Annotated in this window: 21 protein-coding genes and 1 tRNA gene; 6 read left to right on the top strand and 16 right to left on the bottom strand. The window is 43.3% G+C overall.

The window, feature by feature from the left end:
- Nucleotides 1–168: 168 nt before the first annotated feature.
- The 3 genes from RMY31_RS29855 to RMY31_RS29845 all read right to left on the bottom strand — a co-directional run bounded on the left by RMY31_RS29855 (nucleotide 169) and on the right by RMY31_RS29845 (nucleotide 7,714).
- Entirely contained in the window at nucleotides 169–3,687 is a 3,519-nt protein-coding gene (locus tag RMY31_RS29855) for an NB-ARC domain-containing protein (protein WP_322665947.1), read from the bottom strand.
- Nucleotides 3,688–4,470: 783 nt separating this feature from the next.
- Complete coding sequence (locus RMY31_RS29850; protein ID WP_322665944.1) at nucleotides 4,471–6,234, bottom strand: Rieske (2Fe-2S) protein; 1,764 nt, start codon at nucleotides 6,232–6,234, stop codon at nucleotides 4,471–4,473.
- Between the two features lie 499 nt (nucleotides 6,235–6,733).
- Complete coding sequence (locus RMY31_RS29845) at nucleotides 6,734–7,714, bottom strand: ATP-binding cassette domain-containing protein (protein WP_322665942.1); 981 nt, start codon at nucleotides 7,712–7,714, stop codon at nucleotides 6,734–6,736.
- A gap of 39 nt (nucleotides 7,715–7,753) precedes the next feature.
- On the opposite strand from RMY31_RS29845, the gene RMY31_RS29840 reads away from it, so the two are divergent.
- On the top strand, nucleotides 7,754–7,954 hold the full coding sequence (locus tag RMY31_RS29840) for a hypothetical protein (RefSeq protein ID WP_409878829.1): 201 nt from the start codon (nucleotides 7,754–7,756) through the stop codon (nucleotides 7,952–7,954).
- Nucleotides 7,955–8,110: 156 nt separating this feature from the next.
- Here the strand turns inward: RMY31_RS29840 and RMY31_RS29835 are convergent, their stop codons facing one another.
- The 3 genes from RMY31_RS29835 to RMY31_RS29825 all read right to left on the bottom strand — a co-directional run bounded on the left by RMY31_RS29835 (nucleotide 8,111) and on the right by RMY31_RS29825 (nucleotide 11,228).
- The gene (locus RMY31_RS29835; protein WP_322665940.1) at nucleotides 8,111–9,757 is read right to left on the bottom strand and encodes an AarF/ABC1/UbiB kinase family protein; all 1,647 of its coding nucleotides are present in this window, start codon (nucleotides 9,755–9,757) and stop codon (nucleotides 8,111–8,113) included.
- Nucleotides 9,758–9,788: 31 nt separating this feature from the next.
- Nucleotides 9,789–10,073, bottom strand: a complete 285-nt coding sequence (yidD, locus tag RMY31_RS29830) for a membrane protein insertion efficiency factor YidD (RefSeq protein ID WP_322665938.1) — start codon at nucleotides 10,071–10,073, stop codon at nucleotides 9,789–9,791.
- 90 nt (nucleotides 10,074–10,163) lie between these two features.
- Nucleotides 10,164–11,228 carry a mannose-1-phosphate guanylyltransferase gene (locus RMY31_RS29825; RefSeq protein ID WP_322665936.1) on the bottom strand — a complete coding sequence of 355 codons (1,065 nt, stop codon included), beginning with the start codon at nucleotides 11,226–11,228 and terminating at the stop codon, nucleotides 10,164–10,166.
- 116 nt (nucleotides 11,229–11,344) lie between these two features.
- Here RMY31_RS29825 and RMY31_RS29820 point away from each other — a divergent pair, with 116 nt between their 5' ends.
- Nucleotides 11,345–12,850, top strand: coding sequence for an LCP family protein (locus RMY31_RS29820; protein ID WP_322665934.1), 1,506 nt, complete (start codon nucleotides 11,345–11,347; stop codon nucleotides 12,848–12,850).
- A gap of 227 nt (nucleotides 12,851–13,077) precedes the next feature.
- On the top strand, nucleotides 13,078–13,584 hold the full coding sequence (locus tag RMY31_RS29815) for a pentapeptide repeat-containing protein (RefSeq protein ID WP_322665932.1): 507 nt from the start codon (nucleotides 13,078–13,080) through the stop codon (nucleotides 13,582–13,584).
- A gap of 52 nt (nucleotides 13,585–13,636) precedes the next feature.
- Here the strand turns inward: RMY31_RS29815 and RMY31_RS29810 are convergent, their stop codons facing one another.
- From RMY31_RS29810 to RMY31_RS29780, 7 genes are all read right to left on the bottom strand, one after another.
- Entirely contained in the window at nucleotides 13,637–14,215 is a 579-nt protein-coding gene (locus tag RMY31_RS29810) for a DUF721 domain-containing protein (protein ID WP_322665929.1), read from the bottom strand.
- 104 nt (nucleotides 14,216–14,319) lie between these two features.
- Nucleotides 14,320–14,949 (bottom strand): DUF4082 domain-containing protein, encoded by a 630-nt coding sequence (locus tag RMY31_RS29805; RefSeq protein WP_322665927.1) that lies wholly within the window; start codon nucleotides 14,947–14,949, stop codon nucleotides 14,320–14,322.
- A gap of 851 nt (nucleotides 14,950–15,800) precedes the next feature.
- Nucleotides 15,801–16,289 carry a plasmid segregation centromere-binding protein ParR gene (locus tag RMY31_RS29800; RefSeq protein ID WP_322665925.1) on the bottom strand — a complete coding sequence of 163 codons (489 nt, stop codon included), beginning with the start codon at nucleotides 16,287–16,289 and terminating at the stop codon, nucleotides 15,801–15,803.
- Between the two features lie 5 nt (nucleotides 16,290–16,294).
- A complete protein-coding gene (locus RMY31_RS29795) occupies nucleotides 16,295–17,440 on the bottom strand; it encodes a ParM/StbA family protein (RefSeq protein ID WP_322665923.1) in 1,146 nt (381 codons plus the stop codon).
- A 208-nt stretch (nucleotides 17,441–17,648) separates the two neighbouring features.
- Entirely contained in the window at nucleotides 17,649–18,263 is a 615-nt protein-coding gene (locus tag RMY31_RS29790; protein WP_322665951.1) for a DedA family protein, read from the bottom strand.
- Between the two features lie 298 nt (nucleotides 18,264–18,561).
- Nucleotides 18,562–18,738, bottom strand: coding sequence for a hypothetical protein (locus RMY31_RS29785; RefSeq protein WP_409878823.1), 177 nt, complete (start codon nucleotides 18,736–18,738; stop codon nucleotides 18,562–18,564).
- Between the two features lie 30 nt (nucleotides 18,739–18,768).
- On the bottom strand, nucleotides 18,769–19,851 hold the full coding sequence (locus tag RMY31_RS29780; RefSeq protein ID WP_322665921.1) for a Gfo/Idh/MocA family oxidoreductase: 1,083 nt from the start codon (nucleotides 19,849–19,851) through the stop codon (nucleotides 18,769–18,771).
- 637 nt (nucleotides 19,852–20,488) lie between these two features.
- Here RMY31_RS29780 and queC point away from each other — a divergent pair.
- Nucleotides 20,489–21,163, top strand: coding sequence for a 7-cyano-7-deazaguanine synthase QueC (gene queC / locus RMY31_RS29775; RefSeq protein ID WP_322665949.1), 675 nt, complete (start codon nucleotides 20,489–20,491; stop codon nucleotides 21,161–21,163).
- A 53-nt stretch (nucleotides 21,164–21,216) separates the two neighbouring features.
- Here the strand turns inward: queC and RMY31_RS29770 are convergent, their stop codons facing one another.
- Entirely contained in the window at nucleotides 21,217–22,572 is a 1,356-nt protein-coding gene (locus tag RMY31_RS29770) for a hemolysin family protein (RefSeq protein WP_322665919.1), read from the bottom strand.
- A gap of 147 nt (nucleotides 22,573–22,719) precedes the next feature.
- Nucleotides 22,720–23,436, bottom strand: a complete 717-nt coding sequence (locus tag RMY31_RS29765; protein ID WP_322665918.1) for a hypothetical protein — start codon at nucleotides 23,434–23,436, stop codon at nucleotides 22,720–22,722.
- Nucleotides 23,437–23,625: 189 nt separating this feature from the next.
- Here RMY31_RS29765 and RMY31_RS29760 point away from each other — a divergent pair.
- Nucleotides 23,626–23,698 (top strand) — tRNA-Ile (locus RMY31_RS29760).
- Nucleotides 23,699–23,947: 249 nt separating this feature from the next.
- On the opposite strand, the gene RMY31_RS29755 is transcribed toward RMY31_RS29760, so the two are convergent.
- Nucleotides 23,948–24,385, bottom strand: a complete 438-nt coding sequence (locus RMY31_RS29755) for a hypothetical protein (protein WP_322665916.1) — start codon at nucleotides 24,383–24,385, stop codon at nucleotides 23,948–23,950.
- A 101-nt stretch (nucleotides 24,386–24,486) separates the two neighbouring features.
- On the opposite strand from RMY31_RS29755, the gene pyrE reads away from it, so the two are divergent.
- The gene (gene pyrE / locus RMY31_RS29750; protein WP_322665914.1) at nucleotides 24,487–25,107 is read left to right on the top strand and encodes an orotate phosphoribosyltransferase; all 621 of its coding nucleotides are present in this window, start codon (nucleotides 24,487–24,489) and stop codon (nucleotides 25,105–25,107) included.
- Nucleotides 25,108–25,243 lie beyond the last annotated feature (136 nt).

Raw genomic sequence — 25,243 nt, 5'->3', positions numbered from 1 at the left:
CAATCGTAGATAGCTTGGCGGAATTTTTCTAGTTGTGTCAGGATCATCACGTCAATGATTTATCGATTACTTTCATTGACTTTACGGCAGTCAGCAGTAACACTGACTGCTTTTCTCTAGCCTTTTAGTCCAAAGTCCAGTTGATAATTAGTTTTAGATAAACTGTTTTTAGCCAACAATTGCCCCTAATGCTTTCAGCGTAGCAATAGTTGCTGAAGTTAAACCTGTAACTCCAATAATGTTCATCTCATCATAGGGTTTCTCAGCTTTCAGGGTTTTTAAGCACTCACCTGTTGTTATATTCCAGAGTCGAATTGTTTCATCATCACCACTACTAGCCAAAATTTGATAATTAGGACTAAAGGCGATTGCCCAAATCCTACCCGTGTGTCCTTGGAAATACCCAATGCATTTGCCAGTACTTATATCCCACAACTTGACTGTATTATCTTGGCTACTGCTTGCTATTATCCGGCTATCTGGACTGAAGATAACTGACTGTAACCAAGCTGTGTTATCCTTTAAAATTCTTTTGCATTCACCGATGCTAACACTCCATAACCTTAATGTTCCATCCGGACTAGTACTTGCCAGCAATTCACCATCTGGGCTAAAAGCAACGGATAAAACCCAGGCATTATGCCCTTCTAGTGTTCTTTTGCATTCACCAGTGGTGATGTCCCACAATTTGATTGTCTGATCTAAAGATCCACTCACTAGCATTGTTCCTTGAGGACTAAAGGCAACTGACCAAACTGCCGCACGATGTTCCTGTAATTGCTTCCTGCATTGCCCCGTATTGATATCCCACAATCTCACCGTTTGATCGTCACTGCTACTTGCCAATATCTCCCCATTTGGACTGAAGGCAACTGACCAAACTGCTGCACGATGTCCCTGTAATTGCTTCCAGCATTGCCCCGTATTGACATCCCACAATCTTACTGAAGAGTCATGACTGCCACTTGCTAATGTTTGCCCATTGGGACTGAAGGCAACTGACCGAACTGCCGCATGATGTCCCTGGAATATTTTCAAGCATTGCCCCGTATTGACATCCCACAATCTCACCGAAGAGTCATGACTGCCACTTGCTAATGTTTGTCCATTTGGACTGAACGCGATTGAGAGTACCTGATTAGTATACCCTTGGAATGTTTTGAGGCATTGCCCTGAGTAAACACTCCAAAGTCTCACTGTTTGGTCATAACTGCCACTTACTAGAAAATCACCCTGTGAATTAAAGGCGACCGAAAATACCCAACTGGAATGTCCATGGAATGTTTTCAGACATTCATAGGTGCTAACACTCCATAGCTTCACTGTTTGGTCAAAACTGCCACTAGCTAAGAGATCGCCCTTTGGGCTAAAAGCCACTGAATAAATTTCATTGGAATGTCCCTGAAAAGTTGTGAGGCATTCACAAGTATTTATATCCCATAACTTTAATGTCTGGTCATCACTACCGCTCGCCAGCATCTTACCATCAGCACTGACAGCAATTGACCGTATTCCATCACAATGTCCTCGAAAGGTTTTGAGGCATTCACCAGTATTGATATCCCATAACTTTAATGTTTGGTCATCACTGCCACTAACTAAGATTTGTCCATCGTTACTGAAGGCGACGGAGAGTACCCAACTTGTGTGTCCTCGAAAAGTTCTCAGACATTGGCCAGTAAAGACACTCCATAACTTCATTGTCTGGTCATCACTGCCACTTACTACTGTCTGACCATCTGGACTAAAAGCAACTGACCAAACTTCATGCTCATGTCCAGTTAAAGTTTGGAGGCATTCACCAGTACTTGTGTTCCATAACTTTACAGTATGGTCAGTACTACCACTAACAAGAGTACTGCCATCATAATTAAAGGCAAGCGATAAAACCCAATTAGTATGTCCTTTATAAGTTAAAAGCTGTTTCCAATCGGAAATTTGGTACAAGCGAATTTCACCATTGGTATCACCTATAGCTAAAAGTTTTCCATCAGGGCTAAAAGCTACAGATAAAATACCACCGAAAGTTTCGGCAAAAACAGACTTAGCTAAATTAGCATTTTGGAAGTTTACGCTGTGTAATTTGACATTCTGTAGGTCTGCTTGCCAAACAGTTAGAGAAGAAAAATCATAGCTCTTTAAATCTATCTTGAGTTGACAAAGTAAATTAAGAATATTCCCTGCTGTATACCCTGGTTCTAAAGGAGATTTTTCTCGCAACCTTGCTAAAATTGTAGTTAATTGATTTTCAATGCCTCTTTTGCTTCTTAAGACAGCTAACAGCCCATCTATTACTGGTTGGAGAATGAGGCGGGTTTGAGCTTCCTTGATATAATCTTTAGCAGTTGCCTTCATTAGAGTATGACATTGAAAAAGTTCAATATTCTCAGTTACAATTTCTTCACAAACATGTTCTATCAATACCTGAGTTACGTATTCCATAACTACAGGTTGTAAGGTGAAAGTTACTGTACTTTTCTCAACTAGCGATCGCCGCACTAAAGATTCTAGTGACTCCAGTAATTTTTGAGTTGGTCTTGGTAATACGATGTCTTGTCGCAACTCTGATAAAGTAACTGGCTCACGATTAATCGCCAGCCAATAAATTATTTCTTTTTCTAAATCTGACAAACGCTCAAACTGCTGCTCTAAAATATCGCGGATATCTCCAAATACAGATGTGTTTTGTTGTAAGAATTCAGCAACATTCCCATCAAAGATATCTTGAATGGTTGTGGCAACTATCTTTAAAGCTAATGGATTACCTGCATAAAGTTCGATTATGACTTTCCATTCAGATTCTGCGGCGGCTAACCCTTTAATTTTCAATATTTCTTGTCCTTCCAGCACCTTCAATCCACTCAGTGTTAATGAGCGAACAGGCAGTCTTTTTCCTTCTAGTAATCCTATTTCTTTAGGTTTTTCCCGACTAGTTAAGATTAGACAGCTAGTGTGAGATGTTTCTCCTATTCGTCTAAAAAGCTCGCTGTAACCTTCATATCTTTCTCGATATTGTCCAGCTCTACTACCACTGCGGAGAATTGACTCTACATTATCAAGTATTATCAAACAGCGAGAATTTTGTAAGTAATATATTAGTCTAGATATTCTATCACCTAAGTTTTCTGATAAATGGCTTTCTCTTTCTTGGTCGTCAGATAATACCTGGATCAGGTTAGAAAGGATAGTTTTAACAGGTGGAGCTTCTCGTAGCGATCGCCAAATTATATATTCAAAATCTTCCTGTATCTGTTGAGAAATCTTCACAGATAGGGATGTTTTACCAATCCCACCCATTCCTAAAAGTGCTATTAATTGACAGCGCTCATCAAGAATCCATTGCTTTAAGGCGTTCAGTTCATCTGTACGTCCATAAAACATGGATGGATAGGTAGCATCTCCCCAGTCTAGCCGAGTATTAGAGCTTAAATAGTCACTTATATCAATCTTTGCTTTAAAAACTAAAAACAGCTTTTCAAGGGTTTTTTTGTCAACTCCTCCTTCACGATTGAGTACTTTAGAGATTGTACTGGGATACAGCCCAGTGAGTGTACTCATCTCTTCAAGTGTGTAGCTATTGCCAAAATTTTCCTTTGCTTCTGATTGACGTTTTGCCTCTTGAAGTTTTTGTAAACCTTTAGTAGTCAGTACAACGCCGCGCTTCCTTCTCCAATTTCTTAAAGTCATGTATTAAAAATGCAGTGATAATAAATTAACTTTGAGTTTCGGTAGTTATCCCAATATGCAAATACTTACGTATTAAAAATTAACATTGTATATTTTATTCTAGTTGTGTTTACTATAGCAAAAGCCGATCGCCTTTATCTTTGATAGTTTTTTGTACTTACGCTTCAGTCTGCTCCAGGTTTTACAGACCTTTGTTAGCTACTACAAAATGAAGTAAAATGATGAAATTAAAAGCTAGTCAATAGTTTTTGAAAAAAAATCTGCAAAAAAGTCTATTTACTTGAATATTATTAAATTTAAAGCTGATATTGGCTCTAAGTTCTCCATATATGGGTGATACTGTTTCACTTTTTTCAATTTCCAAAAGTCAATACGTCAAACTCTTTCTCAAGAAATTCTCATAGCGTATTCGGCATTAGTTATATTTACAACCTTCATGAAGTTATTCAAAATCATAGATACAGCAAATTGCTAAGTGTATCAAATTATATTATAGGTATAGTGTTGGGCGGGTCGTTACAGAGCCAAATACCCAAAAAATTGCTGCAATAGTCAAACTAATACTGACATGAGTTTACCAGTTTAAACTTTTTCTGCTCAAACAATGTTTAGTCAAAGTTATGTCAATCTTATGACATTTATATGTCAACTTAGGGTGTCATAAAATGAAGATAAAATATTACAGATGCGAAGAAGATACGGGACGCGGGTAATCGATCGCAAAGACCTCTGCGTCTTCGTCTTCTCCTGGCTCCTGCCTTCAAGGATATATTTTCAAACAAATTAGGACTCTTCAAATAAGCGATCGCCCTTATGCAATCGGTAAGCGATTTGATAGGTTTGTCCTTGCGATCGCATCGTCGGTGCGTGTGCTGCCAAATACCGAGCTGCGGCAACTAATACGTGGACACCAGCTGCTGTTTGTCCCAGGAGAGAGTATTGCCGAAAAGCTGCTTCTATTTCTTGAATTACATGAAAGTCGCGGTTTTCTCGCAGCATCAGCTTACCCAACATTGCCATCAGTCGTTTTGCAGAACCGCCACTATATAAATAATGACCAACTAACTTACCTGTTTCATTTACTTGCTGCTGGCGATCCAATAAATCTGGTAGCTGCTTGAGTAATTCTTCAGGATTTTGAGCGGAGTCTTTTAGTTCTGGAAGTCGTGCTGGTGGTACATTCAAAAAGCGGTTCAGATACACGCTCATCGCAGCATCAAAGACACCTCGCAGTAATTCCAGTGATGGGACTCGTCGTAATCCTTGATGCACTGCATTGGCAAATGTGAATGGATGGTGTGCTGAATTCCAGTCACCAAAGTCGTTATTGGTATGGAAACGAGCTACACGCAATGCGGCTGTGTAAGTAACTACGCTCGCTAATTTTTCCTCAGTACAACCTGCTTGTAGTGCGGTTAAAAGAGAGTTGGCGATCGCTTGTGGGTCTTCCCCCAATAAAATCGGCACTAATTCATCTCTACCAGACCAAGTTGCTTGTTGCGATCGTCTGGTTGCCAAAGCTATGGGTAACTGTTCAAAGGCAGACTCTAGAATTGCCACCAAATTCACAGGGTAGCGCCAGGAATTAGATTCTTCCATGCGGGAGGCGCTTGCCAAACCAGCAACTAAACTAGCTAAAACTGACTCTGCACCTTGCCAGTCCACAGCATCGAGTGCTTCCAGCGCCTTATTAATAAAGTCGAGTGTATGACCGATATCGAGATAGCGGTGGTCTGTGGCAGCCGTGAATAGTATATCTGCAATCTGCTCCGAATTAGCCCCCGCCCGAATTGCAGATACCAGACACCTTTCGGCGGCTTCACTATCGCGCACCTCAATAAACTGGCAAAACCAACCTTTGAGAGTATGCAAGTCAGCGGTGGAATTAGGCAATGGGTGAACTACAAAGTGAGGTGGCGCACCTGCACTATCATTAGCTACGGCCGAAAGTCCTTGGAAAAGGGCGCGGGGTTTGTCTTCTGCATCTAGATAGGGCAGTAGATTGATCATGCAGGTGTGGATGGTTAAACCTGTACTCCATCCTGCCTTGTTGTAACGAGTGCCAAATTCCAGCCCCAACTGGAATGGTTCGCCCGGATCTGCACCCATGTCTAACAAAGCGATCGCTGATTTGGCAATGACTAACGAAATACCCTGTTCTAAACCATCTTCAAGACGCTGATGGTGGTGGGTATGGGCATCAGCTGGAGGAGATAGATTTACCCACACATCGCCATCGCGGATTTCTACAGGAAAGGAGGGAACATCATCTGCCCAAGAGTCGAATGTTCCGCCACTGGCGAGGTCGAAGCGCGCATAATGCCAAGGGCAAGTTACAATCCCATCTTTGCAAGTACTGCCGTGGAGGGGAAAGCCCATATGAGGGCAACGATTATCAATTGCATAGACTTTATTGTCTGAGTAAAATAGAGCGATCGCGTGTTTTTCACTCTTGACTAATAAACTACCTGCTGCTTGAACATCTGCAAGTTTAGCAATACGAATATAGGGGTCTATGTGGGTTGGGGCTGTAAATATTTGAGTCATAATAATTTTAGATTTTGGATTAAAAGTCTTTTCTACAGGGACATCCCAGGAATTTCACAGCTTTTGGAAAAATTCAAGTAAGAAGTCTTACCTTTACTCTGGCGAATTTTCTACCGCTTGAGCAGTGAGCAAACCCTAATTTTTGTTAACTCTTATTGTGTCAGCCCAATAAGTCCTTCTTTTTCCCATTTATCAACTAGTCACCGCACTGTTCGCACCGACTTTCCTAGGTTGGCTGCTGCTTCCTTGAGCCTTTAAGCATATGTAGTGCGATCGCCTGCTTCTAGCAAACAATGAAGCAATCGCAAGAGTTTGGAGATTGCCACGCTACGCTCGCAATCACAACTAATCAGCCGGACATGATATGACTCTTAACTCAGCAACGCCAGTTGCTACCCTTCTCCTTCGGAGACGCTAACGCGAATGGGAAGTCGCGCAAAGCGCGTCTAAAAGTCTGGCGACCGAATACACTGGCTCCTCAACACTGATAATGCACTCCCTAAACAACCCCTGCTTGAAAAACTCGTCCAATTACTTCTTCTACAGGTGGCTCGCTCACTGTTAAATCAATTACTTCCAAATCTGCCAAAATCTTAGATACTGTCTGGGTGAGCGCCTCTTGCTGTACCATAAAACACACTGCCCGCCCTTCCAAGAGTTGCACATCACCATAAACCATGAGTTTTTCTAGCGGTAGAGGTTGGGCTAACTCTATATGGACTTCACGATAAGGAGCAAAACGTTCCAGCAGTCCATCTAAGCTACCGTCATACATCAGCTTTCCCTGATGAATCAATAGAACCCGTTGACACAAAGCCGTGATATCAGCCATGTAATGGCTAGTTAACAATACTGTCGCTTGATAACGTTGATTATATTCGCGCAAAAAATCACGCACTGCGACTTGAGCATTCACATCCAGTCCTAGCGTCGGTTCATCCAAAAACAATACGTGAGGACGGTGCAAAAGTGCTGCCAACAGTTCTGCCTTCATCCGTTCACCCAAAGACAGTTTCCGCACCGGTTGGGTAAGTTTACCTTCTAGGGACAGCATCTCAGTTAATTCCCCTACTCGCCGCTGAAATTCTTTATCCGAGATGTTGTACACAGCGGCATTAATTTTTAAAGAATCTAGCGCTGGTAAGTCCCAAATGAGTTGCTGCTTCTGTCCCATCACCAAAGTAATTTTTTGCAAAAATTCCTCTTGGCGCAGAAACGGAACATGTCCAGCGACTCTGACTATACCGCTAGAAGGATGAATTAGCCCTGTGAGCATTTTCAGCGTAGTGGTTTTACCTGCACCATTTGGTCCCAAAAATCCCACTACCTCACCTGGAGCAATTTCAAAGGAAACGTCTTGAACTGCTTTAATTGAACGGTATGTGCGCCGGAAAAAGTGGGTGATTGTCCCTTTAATACCTGGTTCTTTAACAGCTACCGGATAAAATTTACTTAGATTTTCAGCAATAATTATTGACATAAACTCTATATTAAAACTAGAGAAAAACACTGGGAAGCGATGAATGATGAACGCCAGTTGCTTAAAGTCGATAGAGCCACCCAAACCAAACATCGCTTTAGTATGAGAGTCTTCTCTAAATTGTTATACCGTTTTGGATTTGGGATTTTAGATTTTATGGAAAGTTGTCATAGCGAGTCCTCTCCCAAGGGGAGCCACTGCGGTGAGGCAGTCCGGTCTTCTCCCAAGGGGAGACGCTAAGAGCGATGGTGGTTCCCCCAAAGAGGAACTGCCGTTAGCGTAGCGTTAGCGACGCAGGAGCGTCACCCCTTGTGGGTCTTGGGGTTTCACGCCACTCCCCTCAAGTCGGGAGACCCCCTAGAGGGGAACCACGAGTTCCCCAATCCCTAATTACTTTTACCGCAAACGCCCCGATCGCAGAATACTAATGATTAACCACAATCCCAACAGACTTGCAACGGCAAACAGCACGCTGCTTAAAAAAGATATTTGAGATGTCTGGGCTTTGGTTGTAATAATTGCTGCTCCCATAATCAGTGAACCAACCAAAATACTAAAAGACAATCGGTTGGCAGCATCATCCATGGTTCGCCGCATCCCATCTAAACCACGCAGGGAAAGATTCCACTGTAAGGTTTCTGAGGTAACTCGATCTAATAACAGTTCAATTTGGCGGGGAGATTGTAAAGAGAGGCTTTTAATATCTAAAGCTGTTCTCAAAAGCGATCGCACAGGATTATCGCCTAATAGTTGTCTGCGAAACAAGTCTGTGATTAATGGCTTAACTTCATCGAAAAAATTCAACTCCGGGTTGAAGGTACGCGCCACCCCCTCTAAATTAGCTAGGGTTTTGGCATACAACCCCATGTTGCTAGGTAACCTAATTTTATTGTTGCGGGCGACTTGCAAAATTTCATAAATTATCTGACTGAAGTTGATTTCTGTGAGGCTGACATTGTGATACTTTCGCAACATGCGATCGTAATCATTTTCTAACCGAGATAAAATTACAGGTTGAGCAGAATCTGCTAGCTGCAAAGTTAATTGAGCGCATCTTCCCGCATCTAAATCAACAATCGCCAACAACATTTCTGTTAATATCTGCTGGGTGCGGGGATCGAGTCTTCCCACCATGCCGCAGTCTAAAAGGGCAACGCGACCATCCTGAAGATAAAATAAATTTCCTGGATGGGGATCGGCGTGAAAAAATCCATCTATATATAGTTGTTGAAAAAATGCTCGAAATAGCAAAGTTGTAATTTCTTTGCGTTCGACGGCTGGGTCTTTACCGTTTTGACTACTGTTCAAATCCGCCGAAAGGAACGGTACTCCGTCCAGCCACTCCATCACCAATAATTTTTCTGTAGTTAAATCCCAGTAAATTTCTGCAACTACAAGTTGTGTGGGATCAAACCAACGACTGCGGGATAAATTACGTCGCAACTGGTCTGTAAAACCTGCTTCGCGTGTAAAATCCAACTCTGCTTCCAGGGCTTTGGTAAATTCTTCAGCAATAGATTTGATTTCATAGGTTTGCCCAAAGTCGGTACGCGCCACTAAATCGGCAATACCTTGGATTAAAGCAATGTCTTGGGCAATTGTGACATCAATTCCCGGACGCTGCACCTTCAGAGCAACTTCCCGACCATCTACTAATGTGGCTCGATGCGTCTGGGCAATCGACCCCGCTGCTACGGGGACAGGATTAATTGTACTGAAGGTTTCTTCAAGCGGCCGTTTTAGTTGTTTGCGGATAACTACTTCTACATCTGACCAAGGAACTGGCGGTACTTCGTCTTGTAGGGTTGAAAGTTCCTCAATGTAGGCAGCGCTAAGTAAATCTGGGCGGGTAGAAAGTAGCTGACCGAGTTTGACATAGACTGGCCCCAAATCCACCAAGATATTTTTTAAAACCGCAGGCGTGGGTAGCTGAGGTTCATCAGCTTTGCCACCAGTCAGCAACCTCCGCATATAATCCCAGCCGTTGCGGAGGACTACTTCGATAATTTCTCGTTGGCGGGGAACAGTTTGTGTGAGGAACATTTTTGTTACGAACTGCAAAGACGCAGGGTGATTAGAGGGGTAAGCAACAAGGTACGATAAAAAAACGGCATTCAGAATTAGCTAAGGTTTTGCTAGCTGTTGTACAGTCTTGAAATCTTTGTCTGGATGATTTGATTGCTTCTGTGAGACTGTGCTGGCTCAGCATCTTTTTGACGTATTCAGAACAGGAATCACCACCATGTAATAGGCGATGAGGGCAAGAAAAGCCTTTAGCAGGAGAAATGTATCTTTGGTAACCGTTAATAGATTTAATTGCGATCGTTTTGGCTAGAGGCTCAATGGTAATGATTTGCATAACTGTCAGCTAAAATAACAGACAGTCAAGTTATAATAGAAAAAGCTCTTATTGAGCCTCTGCCAGGGGTTTTAACTTTATAGTTTACATTTACAGCAGTTCAGTAAATCGGGGATCGTTTTGCAGAGTTTTCAGAACCTGCTTGATTTCTTGGGTGCGGTCTTTATTGACAATGAGGGTGACGTTGCGATCGCGCACAATCACCACATCCTCTAAACCAATAGTAACAATTACATCTTCTGGATTGGTGGCATAAATAATAGCCCCCTGTGTATCCAGTCCCACATGGGTAGCGAGTTCCACATTGGGAGTCTCTTCTTTTTTGAGTAAACGCTCGATCGCATTCCAATCTCCTAGATCGTCCCAACCAAATTCCACTGGTAAAACATGTGCTAAGGTGGTCTTTTCCATGAGTGCATAGTCTATACTCTTTTTAGGTAACCGGGGATAGATATCAGGCCCCTGTTGTTCTAAAGGTTCGATGATTTCTGGAGCATGGGTATGTAGTTCCTTGAGAACTACCCCAGCCCGAAACACAAACATGCCGCTATTCCAGCTAAATCGTCCAGTAGATAAAAAAGTTTCTGCTGTTTCGCGGTTGGGCTTTTCAGTAAAGCGGTTGACATGATAAGCTGGCAACTCATTAAAGCTACCAATCTTTTCGCCTTGCTCAATGTAGCCGTAACCAGTTGATGGGAAAGTAGGCTTGATCCCCAGAGTGACAATCGCTGCTGTGCTTGCCGCTAGCTGGGTAGCAGCACTTAAGGTACGTGCAAACGCCTTTTGGTTCGCTATCCAGTGGTCAGAGGGGAAAAAGCCGATAATAGCGTCTTCTCCGTAACGTTTTTTGATTTCTAAACTTGCCCAAGCAACGGCTGCGGCGGTATCCCTACCCTGTGACTCAATCAATAAATTTTGATATGGCAGTTCGGGTAGCTGTTGTCGTACTCCTTCAGCTATCTGACTAGAGGTAATAATCCATAAGGACTCCCAACTTCCTGCGATCGGTAGTAGCCGATCGGCGGTTGCTTGCAATAGACTTCTAGAACTACCATCAAGACTTAAAAATTGCTTTGGTCGGTCTTGGCGACTTAGGGGCCAAAAACGCTCACCTTTGCCTCCGGCAAGGATCACTGGGAACAAAGAACTAGTCATGTTGTCAAACACACATACTGGAGAACAATACATAGTGTACAGTGAGCTTTTACTCTGGCAAGATTTGTAGCTTGCATTAACATACTTTTAGGGAGTGGTTGAGTGGGGAGATAATAGTGATAAAACAAGTGCAATTTTCAGAAAATCAGGTCGCGCCTCAACAAATACCAGAATTAAATCTGGACGTAGGGCCTCATGAAATACAACTAGCAGAAAATTCGGGAACACTTGAGCCAGTAACAGCTTCAGAGCTAGAGACATCACAACAGCTAGCAAATACTCACCGTAGCGTCGTAGAGTCTGTAGGTGCTATCCCCAACGAGCTTTACGAGAGGTTGGGCTTAACCATGCCTCGATGGCTGTTGTGGATATTGACAGTTGTTGTCGGGATTGTTCTATCTGGGCTGTTGGTATCAACGTTGGCGCTGTGGACTCCTTTATGGAGCAACCTGGATCGAACAGATGAAGAATTAGGATTTGCTGGTAAAGACGAGCAAAAAATGCCATTGCCTGGGGAGTTATGGAGCAAAATTTCCCAGTACCAGTTATCACGACCGATGAATATCCTGATTATGGGGATTGAACCAGTTAGGGGTAGTATTGATGGTTCAGCAGAAAGTTTTGCTGGCAAAAGCGATAGCATGTTGCTAGTCAGACTCAACCCCAGCGATAAATCTATGCGGGTACTTTCGATCCCCAGAGATACAATGATCGCCATCCCAGAAAAAGGATTGACAAAAGTATCTGATGCCAATGCCCAAGGCGGGCCAGTCCTGGCAGCGCGGGTAGTCAGCCGTACCCTCAACAATGCGCCCATCGATCGCTACATCCGCATCTCCACTAGTGGCTTCCGGGAGTTAGTCGATCAATTAGGTGGAGTAGAGGTGTTTGTTCCTAAATCAATGGAATATCAAGACTCTAGCAGTCGACAGTCGATTAATTTAGTCAGCGGCTGGCAAACCCTCAATGGCGAACAGGCGGCACAGTTTGCTAGGTTCCGCGAACCAGGACAAGGAGATCTACCAAGAGTGCAGCGACAGCAAGCACTAGTGGCGGCATTACTCCAACGCCTTAACAGTCCCACCGTCTTACCCAGATTGCCTCAATTAACCCGCATTATGCGGAAGTATTTTGACACAAACCTCAAGATAGAAGAAATGATGGCTTTGGTGAATTTTTCCAGTAATCTAGAGCGGGATAATTTCCAAATGACCATGTTACCTGGTACATTCAGCCGTTTCAGCCAAGACCCCAATAGTTATTGGTTGAATATGACTGGACAACAGAGCCTACTGAATAATTATGTTGGGGTAGATGTACCCGGTCTTAAACAAGATTCGCGTCCAGTTTCTAACCTCAAAATTGCTATTCAAAATGCTTCCAATCAACCTCAACTAACTGAAAAAGTTATCGCCTATCTCAAACAGAAAGGCTTTAAAAATATTTACACAGTCCCAGATTGGCCCGATACTCAACGCCAGACTCAGATTATTCTTCGCAAAGGAAACCGACAACCTGGAATTGAACTGCAAAAAATCATCGGTTTAGGTCAATTAGAAGTGGCAGCAAGCGGTGATTTGGAATCTGACTTGACAATTCGTATTGGTAAAGATTGGAAATAGTCATTAGTCAGTCGTCAGTGGTTAGTAGTTATAAACTCTTACACAACTGACAACCGATCCTACCCTGCGGGAACGCCTAACTGCGAACAGGCGACGCTCGTTCGCTCTTAGCGTCTCCCCTTGGGAGAAGACTCGCTAAAGTTGTTCATAAAGGAAACCACGCCAGATGCTCCACTTGGGGAGACCCCAAGATCGCACTGGCTCACCGCTGACAAAAATTTAAATTTATGAAAAAGATTTTGCTGAGATTGTTTAGTTTGATTGTAATTTTGATTTTGGCTTGGTTATGGGTAATGATTAATCCCAAACCAGCTTTTGCTCAAGTAAATACAATTAACTACAGCAATATAAATCTAGAGAATCATGATTTTAAGGGTGCTGACTTGGCAGGCGGGACTTTTGTAGCTGCGGAAATGCGGGGTGCAAATTTTCAAAAAGCAAATTTAACCAACGCAATTCTGACTAAGGGAGTTTTATTAAAAGCAAATTTAGAAGGTGCAAATCTAACCGGTGCTTTGGTCGATCGCGTCACTTTAGATGGCGCAAACCTGAAAAATGCTATTTTTACAGAAGCAACTTTGACACGTAGCCGCTTTTACGATGCTGATATTTCTGGCGCTGATTTTACAGATGCTTTAATTGATCGCTATCAAGTGTCGCTACTGTGCGAAAAAGCAGATGGAACAAATCCAGTTACAGGTGTTTCTACGCGAGATAGTTTGGGGTGTCGTTAAGCATTGATGTTTTTGCCGAAGCCTTGACATTTAATTACTTACTTTTGACTTACTAGCCGTACTCCCCACTGCCTTCAAACTTGTCCGATAACTGCTTGGCGGCACAAAAAGAACAGACTTGCCAGCGTTGGAGTTCACCAGGTGGAGTGGGACATTGACACTGGGGACAAAGAGGTAAGCCATGCGATCGCGTTTGCATTGTCTTCGCCCAGTGCTCAAAGGCAGTATTCGCATTCACAATAGCGGGGGTAACATTATGGTGAGAACTACTGACATCTCCTAGGTAACTGGGATGCTCGTATGGCAAAATCGTTTGTTGTTGCTTCTGTTCATCTGGTAGACACCGCCACTCAGCACTAGAAAAGCGAATATCTACTAAAGGCGTGGGTAGCTTTTCATTTAACTTTACAAGCAGAGTCTGCCGTCCAAAAGTCAGGTTTTGCGCCCAAGCAGCGCTAGAAGTTGCTACCCGCAAAACTTCACGCTGAATCGACAATGGTCGAGTATGGGCAGCAACAACTGTTCCGACGATTTCTGCCCAACACTGGAGCAATCGCTGAAACGGCTGCTCTTGCCATTTAGCTTGCTGTTCCAGAACGCCCAAAATATCATTAACTGATTTCAACGACATTTTTGAAAGTGCTGAGTAGGAACTGGGGACTAGGGACTGGGCAAGACAGGGTAAAGGAATGTTCTTCTGTTTCCCAATCCCTAACTCCTTCACCCTGCTTTATTCTACTCGTGCTGGGTAGATGAATTTGGCTTGAAGACGACATCTACCCAATAATTGCTGCCACGATAAGTCTGTGTTGGGAAGCCGCCTCCTATACTGTAAGAATATACACCAGTGCTTCCATCTTCACCATCTCGCGGTGCGCGCAGTGGACCGTTATTGACACCAGCATTGGTGAAAAAGTTTTCGGTTACTGAGTATGTTCCTCTACTTGCATAATAGGAAGCGACATAATATTTGTTTGCTTGGATAGTGACTGGTGGATACAGTTGGATTGTCTGCCAGCCTGGAGTCGGTCCCTGTCCTTCGACCGCCATTCCCGAACCTAGCAACTCACCTGTTGCACTCCATAAGTTAACTTTATAGCCACTTTCAATTGGCACGGCTCGGTAGAATCGGATGGCGCTAATCTCACCGTCTTCATCAGAGCGGAACCTTAATCCTAATTCTACAGGGTCGGGATCGAGTTCAAATGCTGTACCGAGCTGAGTTGAATCATTCCAAAATGAGTAATTGAGGGGACAAGCAGATACCGACTGTACCTGCGGATATGTAGAGGATAATCCAGCCAGTAGAACAACACCAAAAATTTGCGCGCTCCTGCGATGTTTCTGCCATTTGGTATGTTGCATTTTAGATTCTCTTAATGAAAACATTACGATGATTATGCTAATTGAAAGATGTATTTTAATTGTTATTGTGTTATATCATATCGCCTTCAGTACTTTTATCTAAATACTCCTTGTTTTTGCAACACAACTTTGAATGTAGTAGCTGCTTAGCTGCTTGATTACGCTCAAAAAGCAATTTGTAAGTAATGGCTTGAGCCAGTGATTAAGCATATTTAGGACTTACGCAAAAACTCTTATTTATAAACTTCGGGAAGCTACTTTGTGTCTATGTGTCCTTTGCAACGGCAGTCGCCTCAATGGAGGAAACTTCAACCCAGCGCTGGCTCCGCCAAGTGCGTTCTTTTTTGATAACTTTGTGTAAATCTTGACATTATTATTTATCTTTCAGCCGATTGCGTTACTAGTTAGACTCTGCAAGATTGCATTTACGCATTGATACTAATGGGATTGCGATCGCTGGGCAATGTACTCTGGATATAAAAGCAGCTTGCTTGAATCTAACTTGAGATTGAAATGCAAATGGTTCCTAGTTGTTTAAGATAGAGAATAACAATTTTTATTTTTTCATGTATTAGCAATCAGCTTTTTTCCTATATCTGTATTTATCTATAGAATTCCTAATTGAATACTCAACCACAATTAACTATATTCAAGTTAGCAACCACACAGTCTACAGTGTGATTGCTGATTAAAAAATTTATCGTGCTAGTAAAGCTGACATCGGTTTTTCGGAGAGTTACAGAGAGCGATCGCATCTCTATAAAAATATAAGTATATTAATAATCCTTAATAGTATTTACTATTAAGGATTGCCAACAGGGGCAAAAAATATTTACCAGCCCAATAGTTCCTTAAAAGTCATCAAGAAACTGACTGAGGCGGCTGATGACGGGGTCAACCTCTTCCATAGGGCTTACAGCATAAGCAGTATTTACTACTTCCATTGCTGGTGCTGATGTCGTTGGAGGCTGAATGATGGATCGCTCATTGACCATAATTGCCAGATGCGCCATTTGTTGCGTCAGTTGCAAAATATGGCGTTCCATCGCCTCCAAACGATGAGATCCCTTAGCAAAAAAACGTTCCTCTAGGTCAGCCACTTGACGTTGCAGTTCATCGATTTTTTGTTCAACCGACGACTCTGTCGCCGCCATTTTTGGACTCGGTTTTACAGATTCCGGCACACATAAAGATTGCCATAAGGCTTCTTTACAGAGGTCGCTGAAAGTCTTGTCAGGTTGTTGCTCCAAGTGGCTTTCTACAACCGCTAATAAACTTTCGTCAGCAACCCCAGGGTTGAACGTGACCGATTTAACTACCTTTTTTGACCATTGGAACATCAGTTTTAAGCCCTAGAAGAGCGACTGGAAGACAATTGTGCCTCTCCATAAATATACTGCCCCAAGGCGTTAGCCTGCCGGGAAGGTGCGGATAAATGGGCATTAATCTGAGCTTCCTTGAGCAGACGTTGCACGTCTTCCCAGAAGAATTCACCACCGCCTCCAGTGAGAACCACATCGGTGACACGCTCTGGCAACCAAGCTAGCACACGACTACAAATTTCTCGAGAAAATTGCTCTGTCAGGTTAGGCAGAAAGTCATCGAGGTTGGTGGGCTTGCTAACACCTTTGGGACGATAGAAGCGTTCACCCTTGGGTTTATTGACAGCAGAAATCAATGCCAGAGACTGGCTATCCGCTCCATCGATTTCGGCAGCTACTAGTTCATAAAACTTGTTCATACCGAAGTCTTCGCTCTTAGAAGCACCTCGTGCAAAGCGGAAGTTATCAACCATCAATAAATCAATGGTTTGATGCCCGATATCTACAATCGCCACCGATATTTTTGTAAAATCCGCACTGCTCGGACTTTTCTTAGGTTGGGCTTCAGACCACAGAAGACTGCCATAGCCTTCTGGCATTACCCAAACTTTAGTGACGTTCAAAGACACAGATTCACCTCGGAAATTTAGCACATGAGGACCAGTTACTTGGCTAATTAGTTGTGCTTTTTCCTTTTCAAATTGTTCTAAGGAAAGGAAAGGTAGACCCAATACGACTGAAATATCGTCTTTGAGTTTGAAGTACCCAGCACTTGCCAAGACTTTGATTAGTGCATCCTCTACCTTAGATTGGCCCACTCCTAAATTCGCTCCAAAATCTGCTGCTAGCTGACCAACAGCGTAGCCATTGCCTTGATACTCTAACCACAGATCCATTAAAGGATCGGTAGCTCGAGCTTCAAAAACGCCTCCGCGTACCTGTTCTATAGACATTTTTTTCACATTGGCAGGTACGAATACCACACTGCTTGGTTCGCGGCTCACACAAGTCTTTGTGGAAGTTCTGCCTAAATCAACACTGAGAATGGCTTTGCCAGAACCACCACTAGGTTTAGCAACAGTAGCATTGATGGGTGTAGACGCTGACACTCTATTGAGAGGTATAGCAGCGGCATTCATCGGTGTAGCGGCGGAAGGTTGGTCTGTCATGAAAGCTCCTAGTCCTTACTTAACTGTAAAAAATTATCGTACTCATCTTACAAACATGCGAGATACCAGAAATTCTAGGTTCCGTCAAGTGTAGCTACAAATACGCTAAATGCAACTTAGGCGATCGCAAATTCAACATCATTTGGCATAGTGTAGGCGAATTTTGACCAGATGTAACCCCCACTTTCAAACTAAAAGTGGCTGGTTTTCAGCTTCTAGTGCTTTTTCGCCGACGCTTGAGTACCCAGGCAACAAATGCCAGAACCAGAATCCCAAGCACGATTTTAGATACAGGGGCAAGGTACTCGTCCACAAGTTCATACTGGCTACCCAATACGTACCCTGAGTATGTTAGCAAACCTACCCAAGCAGCGCTACCTAGAGTTGTATAAAATAGAAATGGTAGCAAAGGCATACAGCTAATGCCAGCAGGTATGGAAATCAACGTACGGATTCCAGGGACAAGACGACCAATTAAAACCGCTTTTTTACCTTGTCTGTAAAACCAGGCATTGGCCTTGGTAATATCGTGACTGGATATAGTTAACCACTTACCATACTTGTCAGCTAAAGTTTTCAAACGTTTTTCGCTCAAAAACTTACCTGGATAGTACCAAATAAGTGCGCCTGCCACAGAACCAAAAAGTCCCGCGAAAAATACGCCAAAGATATTGAGCTTGTCTGGGGTTGCTCTGGCCGTGAATCCTGCCAGTGGCATAATCAATTCTGAAGGAATAGGTGGAAAGAGGTTCTCTACAAACATCAGCAGAGCAATTCCCCAATAACCTAAAGAGTTGATAGTATCAATTATCCATTCGAGCATCGAGTCAATTCCTGAACTTGCTGCGCCAGTCTTATCGATCAATTTAGCGTTAGCTTCCTCAAAACTTAATTATTATGCCCACTCGCTGGAGTCAAAATAACAGCTATTGCGGACTGGGGGCTGGGAACGAGGTACTAGGTATTTCCTGCTCTACGGCAGTTGCTCTACTTGGGGAGCCACCTCCGTGGGCGGGTCGGGCGGGTCTCCCAACTTGTAGACGCTTTGCAGCTTCCCGCAAGGTGGGGAGTGGGTGAAACCCCAAGACCCTTCGGATTCGCCAGTCACCTGATGCTACTTTCTACCCTGCGGGAAGGCTTTCGCCTACAACGGTGAGCCACTGCGGTCTTGGGGTTTCCTCAAGTGGAGCAAGTGGCGTGGGAACCCCCGCACAGAAGTGGCTCCGGAGGGAAACCCTCCCCGAAGTTTGCTTGGAGGGAAACCTCCTGGCAACTTCTCTTTGCAGTGCTGGACTCACCGCACCGCCTCTCCTGCCTCCCTTGCTCCCTTAGACTGTCGGAGTCAATGATTGCACTCTCGGTTCAGATTGCCAGTCTAATGGATTCCAAACCCGCTCTTCTAAAGCCATTTGCTCAATTAAACTTGCCAATCTAAGAGCTTTGAGAGCTTGTTCGCCACCTACTGAAGGTTGATTGCCACCATGTACGCAGTTGACAAAATGCTCTAACTCTGCACTTAGGGGTTGAATGTTGCTAGTGTAGACTTTCTCAATCAAACCATCCTGTCTGTAAAGCACTTGTCGATGGTCAGTCAAAGAGTTAGCATTTGTTTGTCGATGAATCAAAATTTCATTTTTGAGAAAATCTGCCTCTGTAAAGGAATTTTTACAATGAGCAACAATGCGACGGATTTTTCGGTGAGTAACTTTGCTGGCAGTTAAAGTAGCAACAATGCCATTGGCAAACCCCAAGGTAGCAGTTACGTAATCCAAATAACCGGAGTCCAACGCACGAGTACCGCTAGCTGTCAATTTCACCACTGGAGAGGCAGCTAATTCCAGCAGCAGGTCAATGTCGTGGATCATTAAATCCAGCACAACCGAAACATCGTTCGCCCGATCGGAGTAAGGACTCATCCGGTGAGCTTCTAGCGCCAGGAGTTCCTCAGTTTTCAGCACTTGGCTGAGTTCTCTAAATGCTGGATTGAAGCGCTCAATGTGACCTACTTGCAAGATACATTGAGACTCAGCGGCGGCATTTACTAACGATTCTGCCTCTGAAATGCTGGCAGCAATCGGCTTTTCAATCAAAACATGAATTCCCGCCAACAAACAGTTGATGCCTACGGCATAATGCAGGCGAGTAGGAACAGCGACGCAAACTGCTTCCACATGGGGCAGCAGGTCACAGTAATCTTCAAAAAAACGCACCTTATATTTGCTGGCAGTTTCTAAGCCTCGTTCGACATTAATATCTGCCACGCCGACCAGTTCAACATCTTTCATTGAACTCAATATGCGGGCATGATGTTGTCCCATGTTACCCACTCCGATCACGCCTATGCGAATCGGTCTTGGCTGATTGCGCTGTGTAAATGAATTTAGTTCTGCCACTGACATGCTATTTTGCACTATTGTTCTCTCCTCAACCACCAAATTTAGAGACGCTACGGCCGTTGGCGTTTATACTTAACAGCCAGTTACGATCCGTCTAAAACCATCCAGATGGTAACATAGAGGCTCTGTTTATGAAGAATTTCAAAGTTTGCGATCGGTTCCCGCAATCTAGCTATCTTTTAAATCATTAGTTCTAAATTGCTCGTTTTTTTGCTCTTTACATAATATTCAATGTGTCTTTTTATTAACTTGTACAACTAAGTGCAACCTAAGTAAAAACTCCCAGAAGACAGTTGGGCAATTAATTACCGGGATCGATATTTAATTGACACCATCGAACAATTAAGAATTTTTGTGTCAGCAAAATTACACAAAAACTAGACTATCACACTGAGAAATTTGTATGAAAAAAAGTTATATTTGGAATTGCCACCGCTGAAATACTCAAATAATTTTTGCATAATTATCTGCAATACCTACAACTTTCGCCATCCGCTTTCTCAAAGATACTGGTATAGACTGTTTATTTGAGTTATGTAAGGCACAGTAAAAACCACTAAAACTCTCCAAGTTGAGGAAGAGTTTTGACATTACTTTTGGTATGTTGTTTAGGTACGATCTAGCGATCGCAAATCCCAAATTTGAAATCGAGATGAAAGCTGTAATTCTGTTGTCTGGGGGATTAGATTCTTCCACAGTTTTGTATCAAGCCAAAGCTGATAGTCATGAATGTCACACCATTTCCTTTGATTACCAGCAGCGACACCGCAGAGAGTTACAGTCAGCTTTCTCAGTCGCTGAAAAAGCCGCAGTGGTACAACATCAGGTAGTAAATTTTGACTTACGGCAGTGGGGTGGTTCAGCACTTACAGACGATGCGATCGCTTTACCTCAAGAGCGTTCCATAGATGAAATGTCGCAAAATATTCCTATAACTTATGTGCCTGCACGCAACACCATCTTTTTAAGCTTTGCCCTCGGTTACGCCGAAGCGATCGCCGCTGAACTGGTCTACATTGGAGTCAACGCCTTAGATTACTCAGGATATCCTGATTGCCGTCCCGACTATATTCAAGCGATGCAAGAAGTTTTCCGGCTAGGAACCAAACAAGGACGCGAGGGTAAACCCATTACCATTGTTGCACCCTTGATTAACCTAAAAAAAACCGAAATTATCCAACTTGGCAACCAATTAGGAGTTCCTTGGGAGCAAACTTGGTCTTGCTATGCTGGTGGTGATGTAGCTTGCGGTATATGTGATTCTTGCCGCTTGCGACTGGCCGCTTTTACTGAATTGGGACTTGTCGATCCCTTGTCATATAGGTAGTAGGGAGCAGGGGAGCAGAGGAAGTAGTGAAAGTAAATTCTTCCTTGTCCTCCTCATCCCTCCTCTTCCTCCAAGCGTTGCAGTTGGATTTGATGCAGGCGTGGCCCAACGACTGAAACAACTGTGAATTCGATATTTTCATATAAAAAGGTTTCGCCCTTGGCAGGCATTTTCTGCAATTCGTACAGCAAAAAACCTCCCAGTGTTTGATATTCTTTTGTTAAAGGTAAATTGAGATGCAAAACTTCGTTGAGGTCTTGTAGGTTAATCTGGGCTTGCACCAAAAATGTCTGCTTTTCTAACATTTGGATGAGCAAATCGTCGTTAATTTCAGATTCGCCTGCGTTGCCAATTATTTCGGCAATTACATCCTGGATTGTCACCAGCCCCACAGTAGCGCCAAATTCATTCACTACCATTACCATAGCTGGTTTCTCTTGCTGCATCATTGGCAATAGTTCACTCAAGAGCGTGTGTTCTGGTACAAATCGAGCCGGACGTATCCAAAGTTTGATTTGTGTTTCTAAAGTCAACTTTCCCACAGCCAAGGGTTGTGCCAAATCTTTGAAGTAAACAATGCCGCGAATGTCGTCTAAAGATTCTCCAATGATGGGATAGCATGAGTGACCAGTAGCTGTCATTTCTTGGAGTAAAGTCTGGAAAGAAGCGTCTCTTTCTAAGGCTATAATACTGGTTCGGGGAATCATGACATCTTGCGCCGTTACATCCCCAAACTCAAAGATATTATTGAGCAGTTCTCGCTCAGAAAGCTCTAAACCTGTAGATTCCCTCTCGGTAGAGATAATCAGGCGTAACTCCTCAGGAGTCACAGGCGGTCTCCAGCTTTGACCTGTATATTGGATACCAAAAAGCCGCAACAAACAACGGGTTGATTGGTTAAGAATCCAGATAAAGGGGCGGAAAAAGCGGACGATCGCTTTGACAGATGGTCCTAAAAACCGCGCTAGCTCTTCTGAATAAAGCATCGCTACTGATTTGGGACACAGTTCTCCCAAAACAATTTGCAGATAGGCAATCAAAAAAAAGGCGAGCGGAATTGATAGAGAATGAGCTATGAAGTTACTCAACCCTGCTGGTAAAGGCCAGGATTTGAGCCATAGATTCACCAAGCCGACAATGGAACTTTCTCCAATCCAGCCCAGTGCCAAACTAGAGAGAGTAATGCCTAACTGTGTCGTAGATAGCAGTCTATCAATACTGCGTTGCAGCGTCTCAACTGCGATCGCAGGAATATCACCAGCTTTTACCAGTTGGTGAATACGCGATCGTCGCACCGTGACGATCGAAAACTCTGCTGTGACAAAAAAAGCATTGATGGCAATCAGTAATAGAACTGATAACAATCGCAGCCCCACATCCGTCCAAATTAAGCCAGAAAAACCACTCACCGCCAAAGCTCATGTAAAACTCATGCCCCCATAGGGATTAGGAATTAGGAACAGACAAGGTAGAGGCGGGAGACAAAGGAGAGATTTCTTCAATAATTCCCCCTTGTCTTCCTTGTCCCTCTTGTCCCCCTTGTGCCCGTCAAAAATCTACAATAGACCCGCCGCCTTTTCTACAGGTATATTTGATACGTCTAGCTTCAGTTTTTGAGCTGGATAATCTGTTAGAGAGAGAGATATCTTGTTCACGTCATCCAGTAAAGCTGTAGGAATGCTCACTGTACCAGAAAATGTTGGCCCATTTGCGGGTAACTCTGCTGGTAAACCATCTGTACTAGCACTCAGCGTTCGTCCTTTGTCATCAGTAACATCCAAAAAGCTATATAAAAAGCGCACGGAATCAGCACCTTTGTTCTGCATTTTCACTTTCAGGAGTAAATCGCCGCCAGAGTAGCGGACAGATTGTACAGAAAGAGTCACACCCTGATTCTCGGCGGTGACAGGAAATCCCGGTTGGAGTTTTTCTTGACTCACTTCTTGGGGCTTTTCCTCTGGCTTCTGTCGGCTACTCTTGGTTTCCTCTTCATCATCCTCTTGCTTTTCCGATTTAGCAGCTTTAGTCTTACCCTCTATCCGCGCCTTAACAATTTTTAAGATATCTTCCTCTTTTAATAAAGCCACCCCTGGCTGTTGGGGATTACTTGCCTTACTGCTGGCAAATTTGCTGGTGGGACGACCATCTGGTGTTGTTACACCTTTGAGTGCTGAACTCCCCAGGTTAAACCCCAAAAATGCACTTACAGAACCTGCTCCCAACATCAGGATTAACAAAATCAACGTAAGAAGTACAGTGGAATTTATTTTCATCGCTGACAAGCTATTGCGGAAAAATGCTGGTCTATATTAAGAGAATTGAAGCCTTCTGCCTCAATTCTTAAAGGAACTTAATCAATACTAGTTTGCACTAGTTCATGTTTAAATTATGTAGTATAAAAGTCTGGTAAGTTATTCTTCGAGGTTACACAAGCTGTAAACTTAAGCTACAATTTAATTCGACCAGGGTTGGCCGAGCGGTTGAGGCAGCGAACTCATAATTCGCCCAAGGCAGGTTCAACTCCTGCACCCTGGATTTAGATAGTGCTGAGCCGTGAGTCCTGAGTTATAAATTATGTTAATTAACTTTTCACTCCCTGTTGAAGTTAACAATAGAGGTTAACCTTATTTTTAACTTTTAACTCCCTCTCAGCAACGCCAGTCGATTCAATTTTAGGAACCAAGGCACAGCCTTGGCTCCACACTGCGAATTTTCCGAAGGAGAACTCGTTCGGCAAAGCCGTTCTCGAAAAGTAGAGTAGTCGCAGAAGCGTCTACAGCACTCTTAACGTGGTAATGTACTTTCAAAACGGAATTCAGTACCGACTTTTAGCTTGTTGGCATTCAGGCGAGGGGACATGAGTAGCGATGTATCATATGGATTCGGTAAATCTGGAGTACGAATATAAGGATCGTTGCCAACCTGCTGAGTAAGGACATCCCGATAGAGAGTGTTAACCAACTCAGCATCACGAGCAATTTCATTTTCTGGGAAGGAATTGCGGAAAACCGAACCAGAACCAAGAAATGAGTCTAGCTGGCGTTTGACACTACTATTATTCTCGTAGAAGTTGCGATCGTGTCGAAAATAAGCTCGCTCAAACACATCATTTGTTGTTTCGTAATTTGGTGTTTCTGTCTGAGCAAATGCAATGGAGGGAAAAGCAATCGCAGTAGCTAGCAGCACTAATAAACCACTCAGGGGTTTAATTTTTATACCCATATTCCTAACTCCTCAATTTTTGGGCAAATCTTAACTTATGCTTAATTTCAGAACTCTGATGAGTTCAACCTTTGGTGTAGCACAACTTTTAATGTTTTGTAATGACGTATCCTACTGAAACTCCTACCCAATCGAATATTTGGGCAGCTACTGCTGATTTGACAACTCTGCGTCACAAGCTACTAGATTTATTCACTCAACTCGCTTATCAAGAGGGTGATTTTGTACTCGCTTCTGGGCTGCGTAGCTCTTATTACGTCAATAAGACTCAAGTGACACTGCACCCCCAAGGCGCTTTAGCTGTTGGACGGTTGTTGTTCCCTCTATTACCCACAGATACCCAAGCTGTGGCTGGTTTAACATTGGGGGCCGATCCAATTGTGACCGCAGTCAGTGTGGTTTCTGTCTATGAAAATCGATTGATACCAGCGCTGATTATTCGTAAGGAAGCCAAAGGTTATGGAACGAAAGCTTATATTGAAGGTCCGATTTTGCCAGAAGGTGCAAAAGTGGTAGTTTTGGAAGATGTTGTCACTACTGGTCAGTCTGCACTGAAAGCAGTTGAGCGTCTCAAAGATGCAGGTTATACCGTAGAGCAAGTAATTGCACTAGTAGACCGCAAACAAGGGGGAGCAGAATTGTACCAGTCTGCTGGGTTAAAGTTTGAGGCTTTGTTTTCGATTGAGGAGATTCAAAAGCGGTATCGGGAGTTGGGCAATTAACCCTCTTTTATCATTTTCGGGAGAGAATAATCTAGAATCCTTACAGCATAGGATTTTTACCAAAAATCTTGATTTCAGCCATTGTGTTAGAAAATAAACGCTCAAATGCTCGCTCTATCTACAGTTGAAAAATTGG

The sequence above is a fragment of the Dendronalium sp. ChiSLP03b genome (assembly GCF_034531165.2).
GTDB classification, from domain to species: domain Bacteria; phylum Cyanobacteriota; class Cyanobacteriia; order Cyanobacteriales; family Nostocaceae; genus Dendronalium; species Dendronalium minutum.
This window is presented reverse-complemented; position numbering and strand designations above follow the sequence as displayed.

Bases quoted from the DNA above. Each gene is read 5' to 3' on its own strand.
- RMY31_RS29795 (WP_322665923.1), bottom strand. From the start codon at position 17,440: ATGACAGACCAACCTTCCGCCGCTACACCGATGAATGCCGCTGCTATA.
- RMY31_RS29815 (WP_322665932.1), top strand. From the start codon at position 13,078: ATGAAAAAGATTTTGCTGAGATTGTTTAGTTTGATTGTAATTTTGATT.
- RMY31_RS29755 (WP_322665916.1), bottom strand. From the start codon at position 24,385: ATGGGTATAAAAATTAAACCCCTGAGTGGTTTATTAGTGCTGCTAGCT.
- RMY31_RS29765 (WP_322665918.1), bottom strand. From the start codon at position 23,436: ATGAAAATAAATTCCACTGTACTTCTTACGTTGATTTTGTTAATCCTG.
- RMY31_RS29850 (WP_322665944.1), bottom strand. From the start codon at position 6,234: ATGACTCAAATATTTACAGCCCCAACCCACATAGACCCCTATATTCGT.
- RMY31_RS29855 (WP_322665947.1), bottom strand. From the start codon at position 3,687: ATGACTTTAAGAAATTGGAGAAGGAAGCGCGGCGTTGTACTGACTACT.
- queC (WP_322665949.1), top strand. From the start codon at position 20,489: ATGAAAGCTGTAATTCTGTTGTCTGGGGGATTAGATTCTTCCACAGTT.
- pyrE (WP_322665914.1), top strand. From the start codon at position 24,487: ATGACGTATCCTACTGAAACTCCTACCCAATCGAATATTTGGGCAGCT.
- RMY31_RS29835 (WP_322665940.1), bottom strand. From the start codon at position 9,757: ATGTTCCTCACACAAACTGTTCCCCGCCAACGAGAAATTATCGAAGTA.
- yidD (WP_322665938.1), bottom strand. From the start codon at position 10,073: ATGCAAATCATTACCATTGAGCCTCTAGCCAAAACGATCGCAATTAAA.
- RMY31_RS29800 (WP_322665925.1), bottom strand. From the start codon at position 16,289: ATGTTCCAATGGTCAAAAAAGGTAGTTAAATCGGTCACGTTCAACCCT.
- RMY31_RS29810 (WP_322665929.1), bottom strand. From the start codon at position 14,215: ATGTCGTTGAAATCAGTTAATGATATTTTGGGCGTTCTGGAACAGCAA.
- RMY31_RS29825 (WP_322665936.1), bottom strand. From the start codon at position 11,228: ATGACTAGTTCTTTGTTCCCAGTGATCCTTGCCGGAGGCAAAGGTGAG.
- RMY31_RS29840 (WP_409878829.1), top strand. From the start codon at position 7,754: ATGAATGATGAACGCCAGTTGCTTAAAGTCGATAGAGCCACCCAAACC.
- RMY31_RS29845 (WP_322665942.1), bottom strand. From the start codon at position 7,714: ATGTCAATAATTATTGCTGAAAATCTAAGTAAATTTTATCCGGTAGCT.
- RMY31_RS29805 (WP_322665927.1), bottom strand. From the start codon at position 14,949: ATGCAACATACCAAATGGCAGAAACATCGCAGGAGCGCGCAAATTTTT.
- RMY31_RS29790 (WP_322665951.1), bottom strand. From the start codon at position 18,263: ATGCTCGAATGGATAATTGATACTATCAACTCTTTAGGTTATTGGGGA.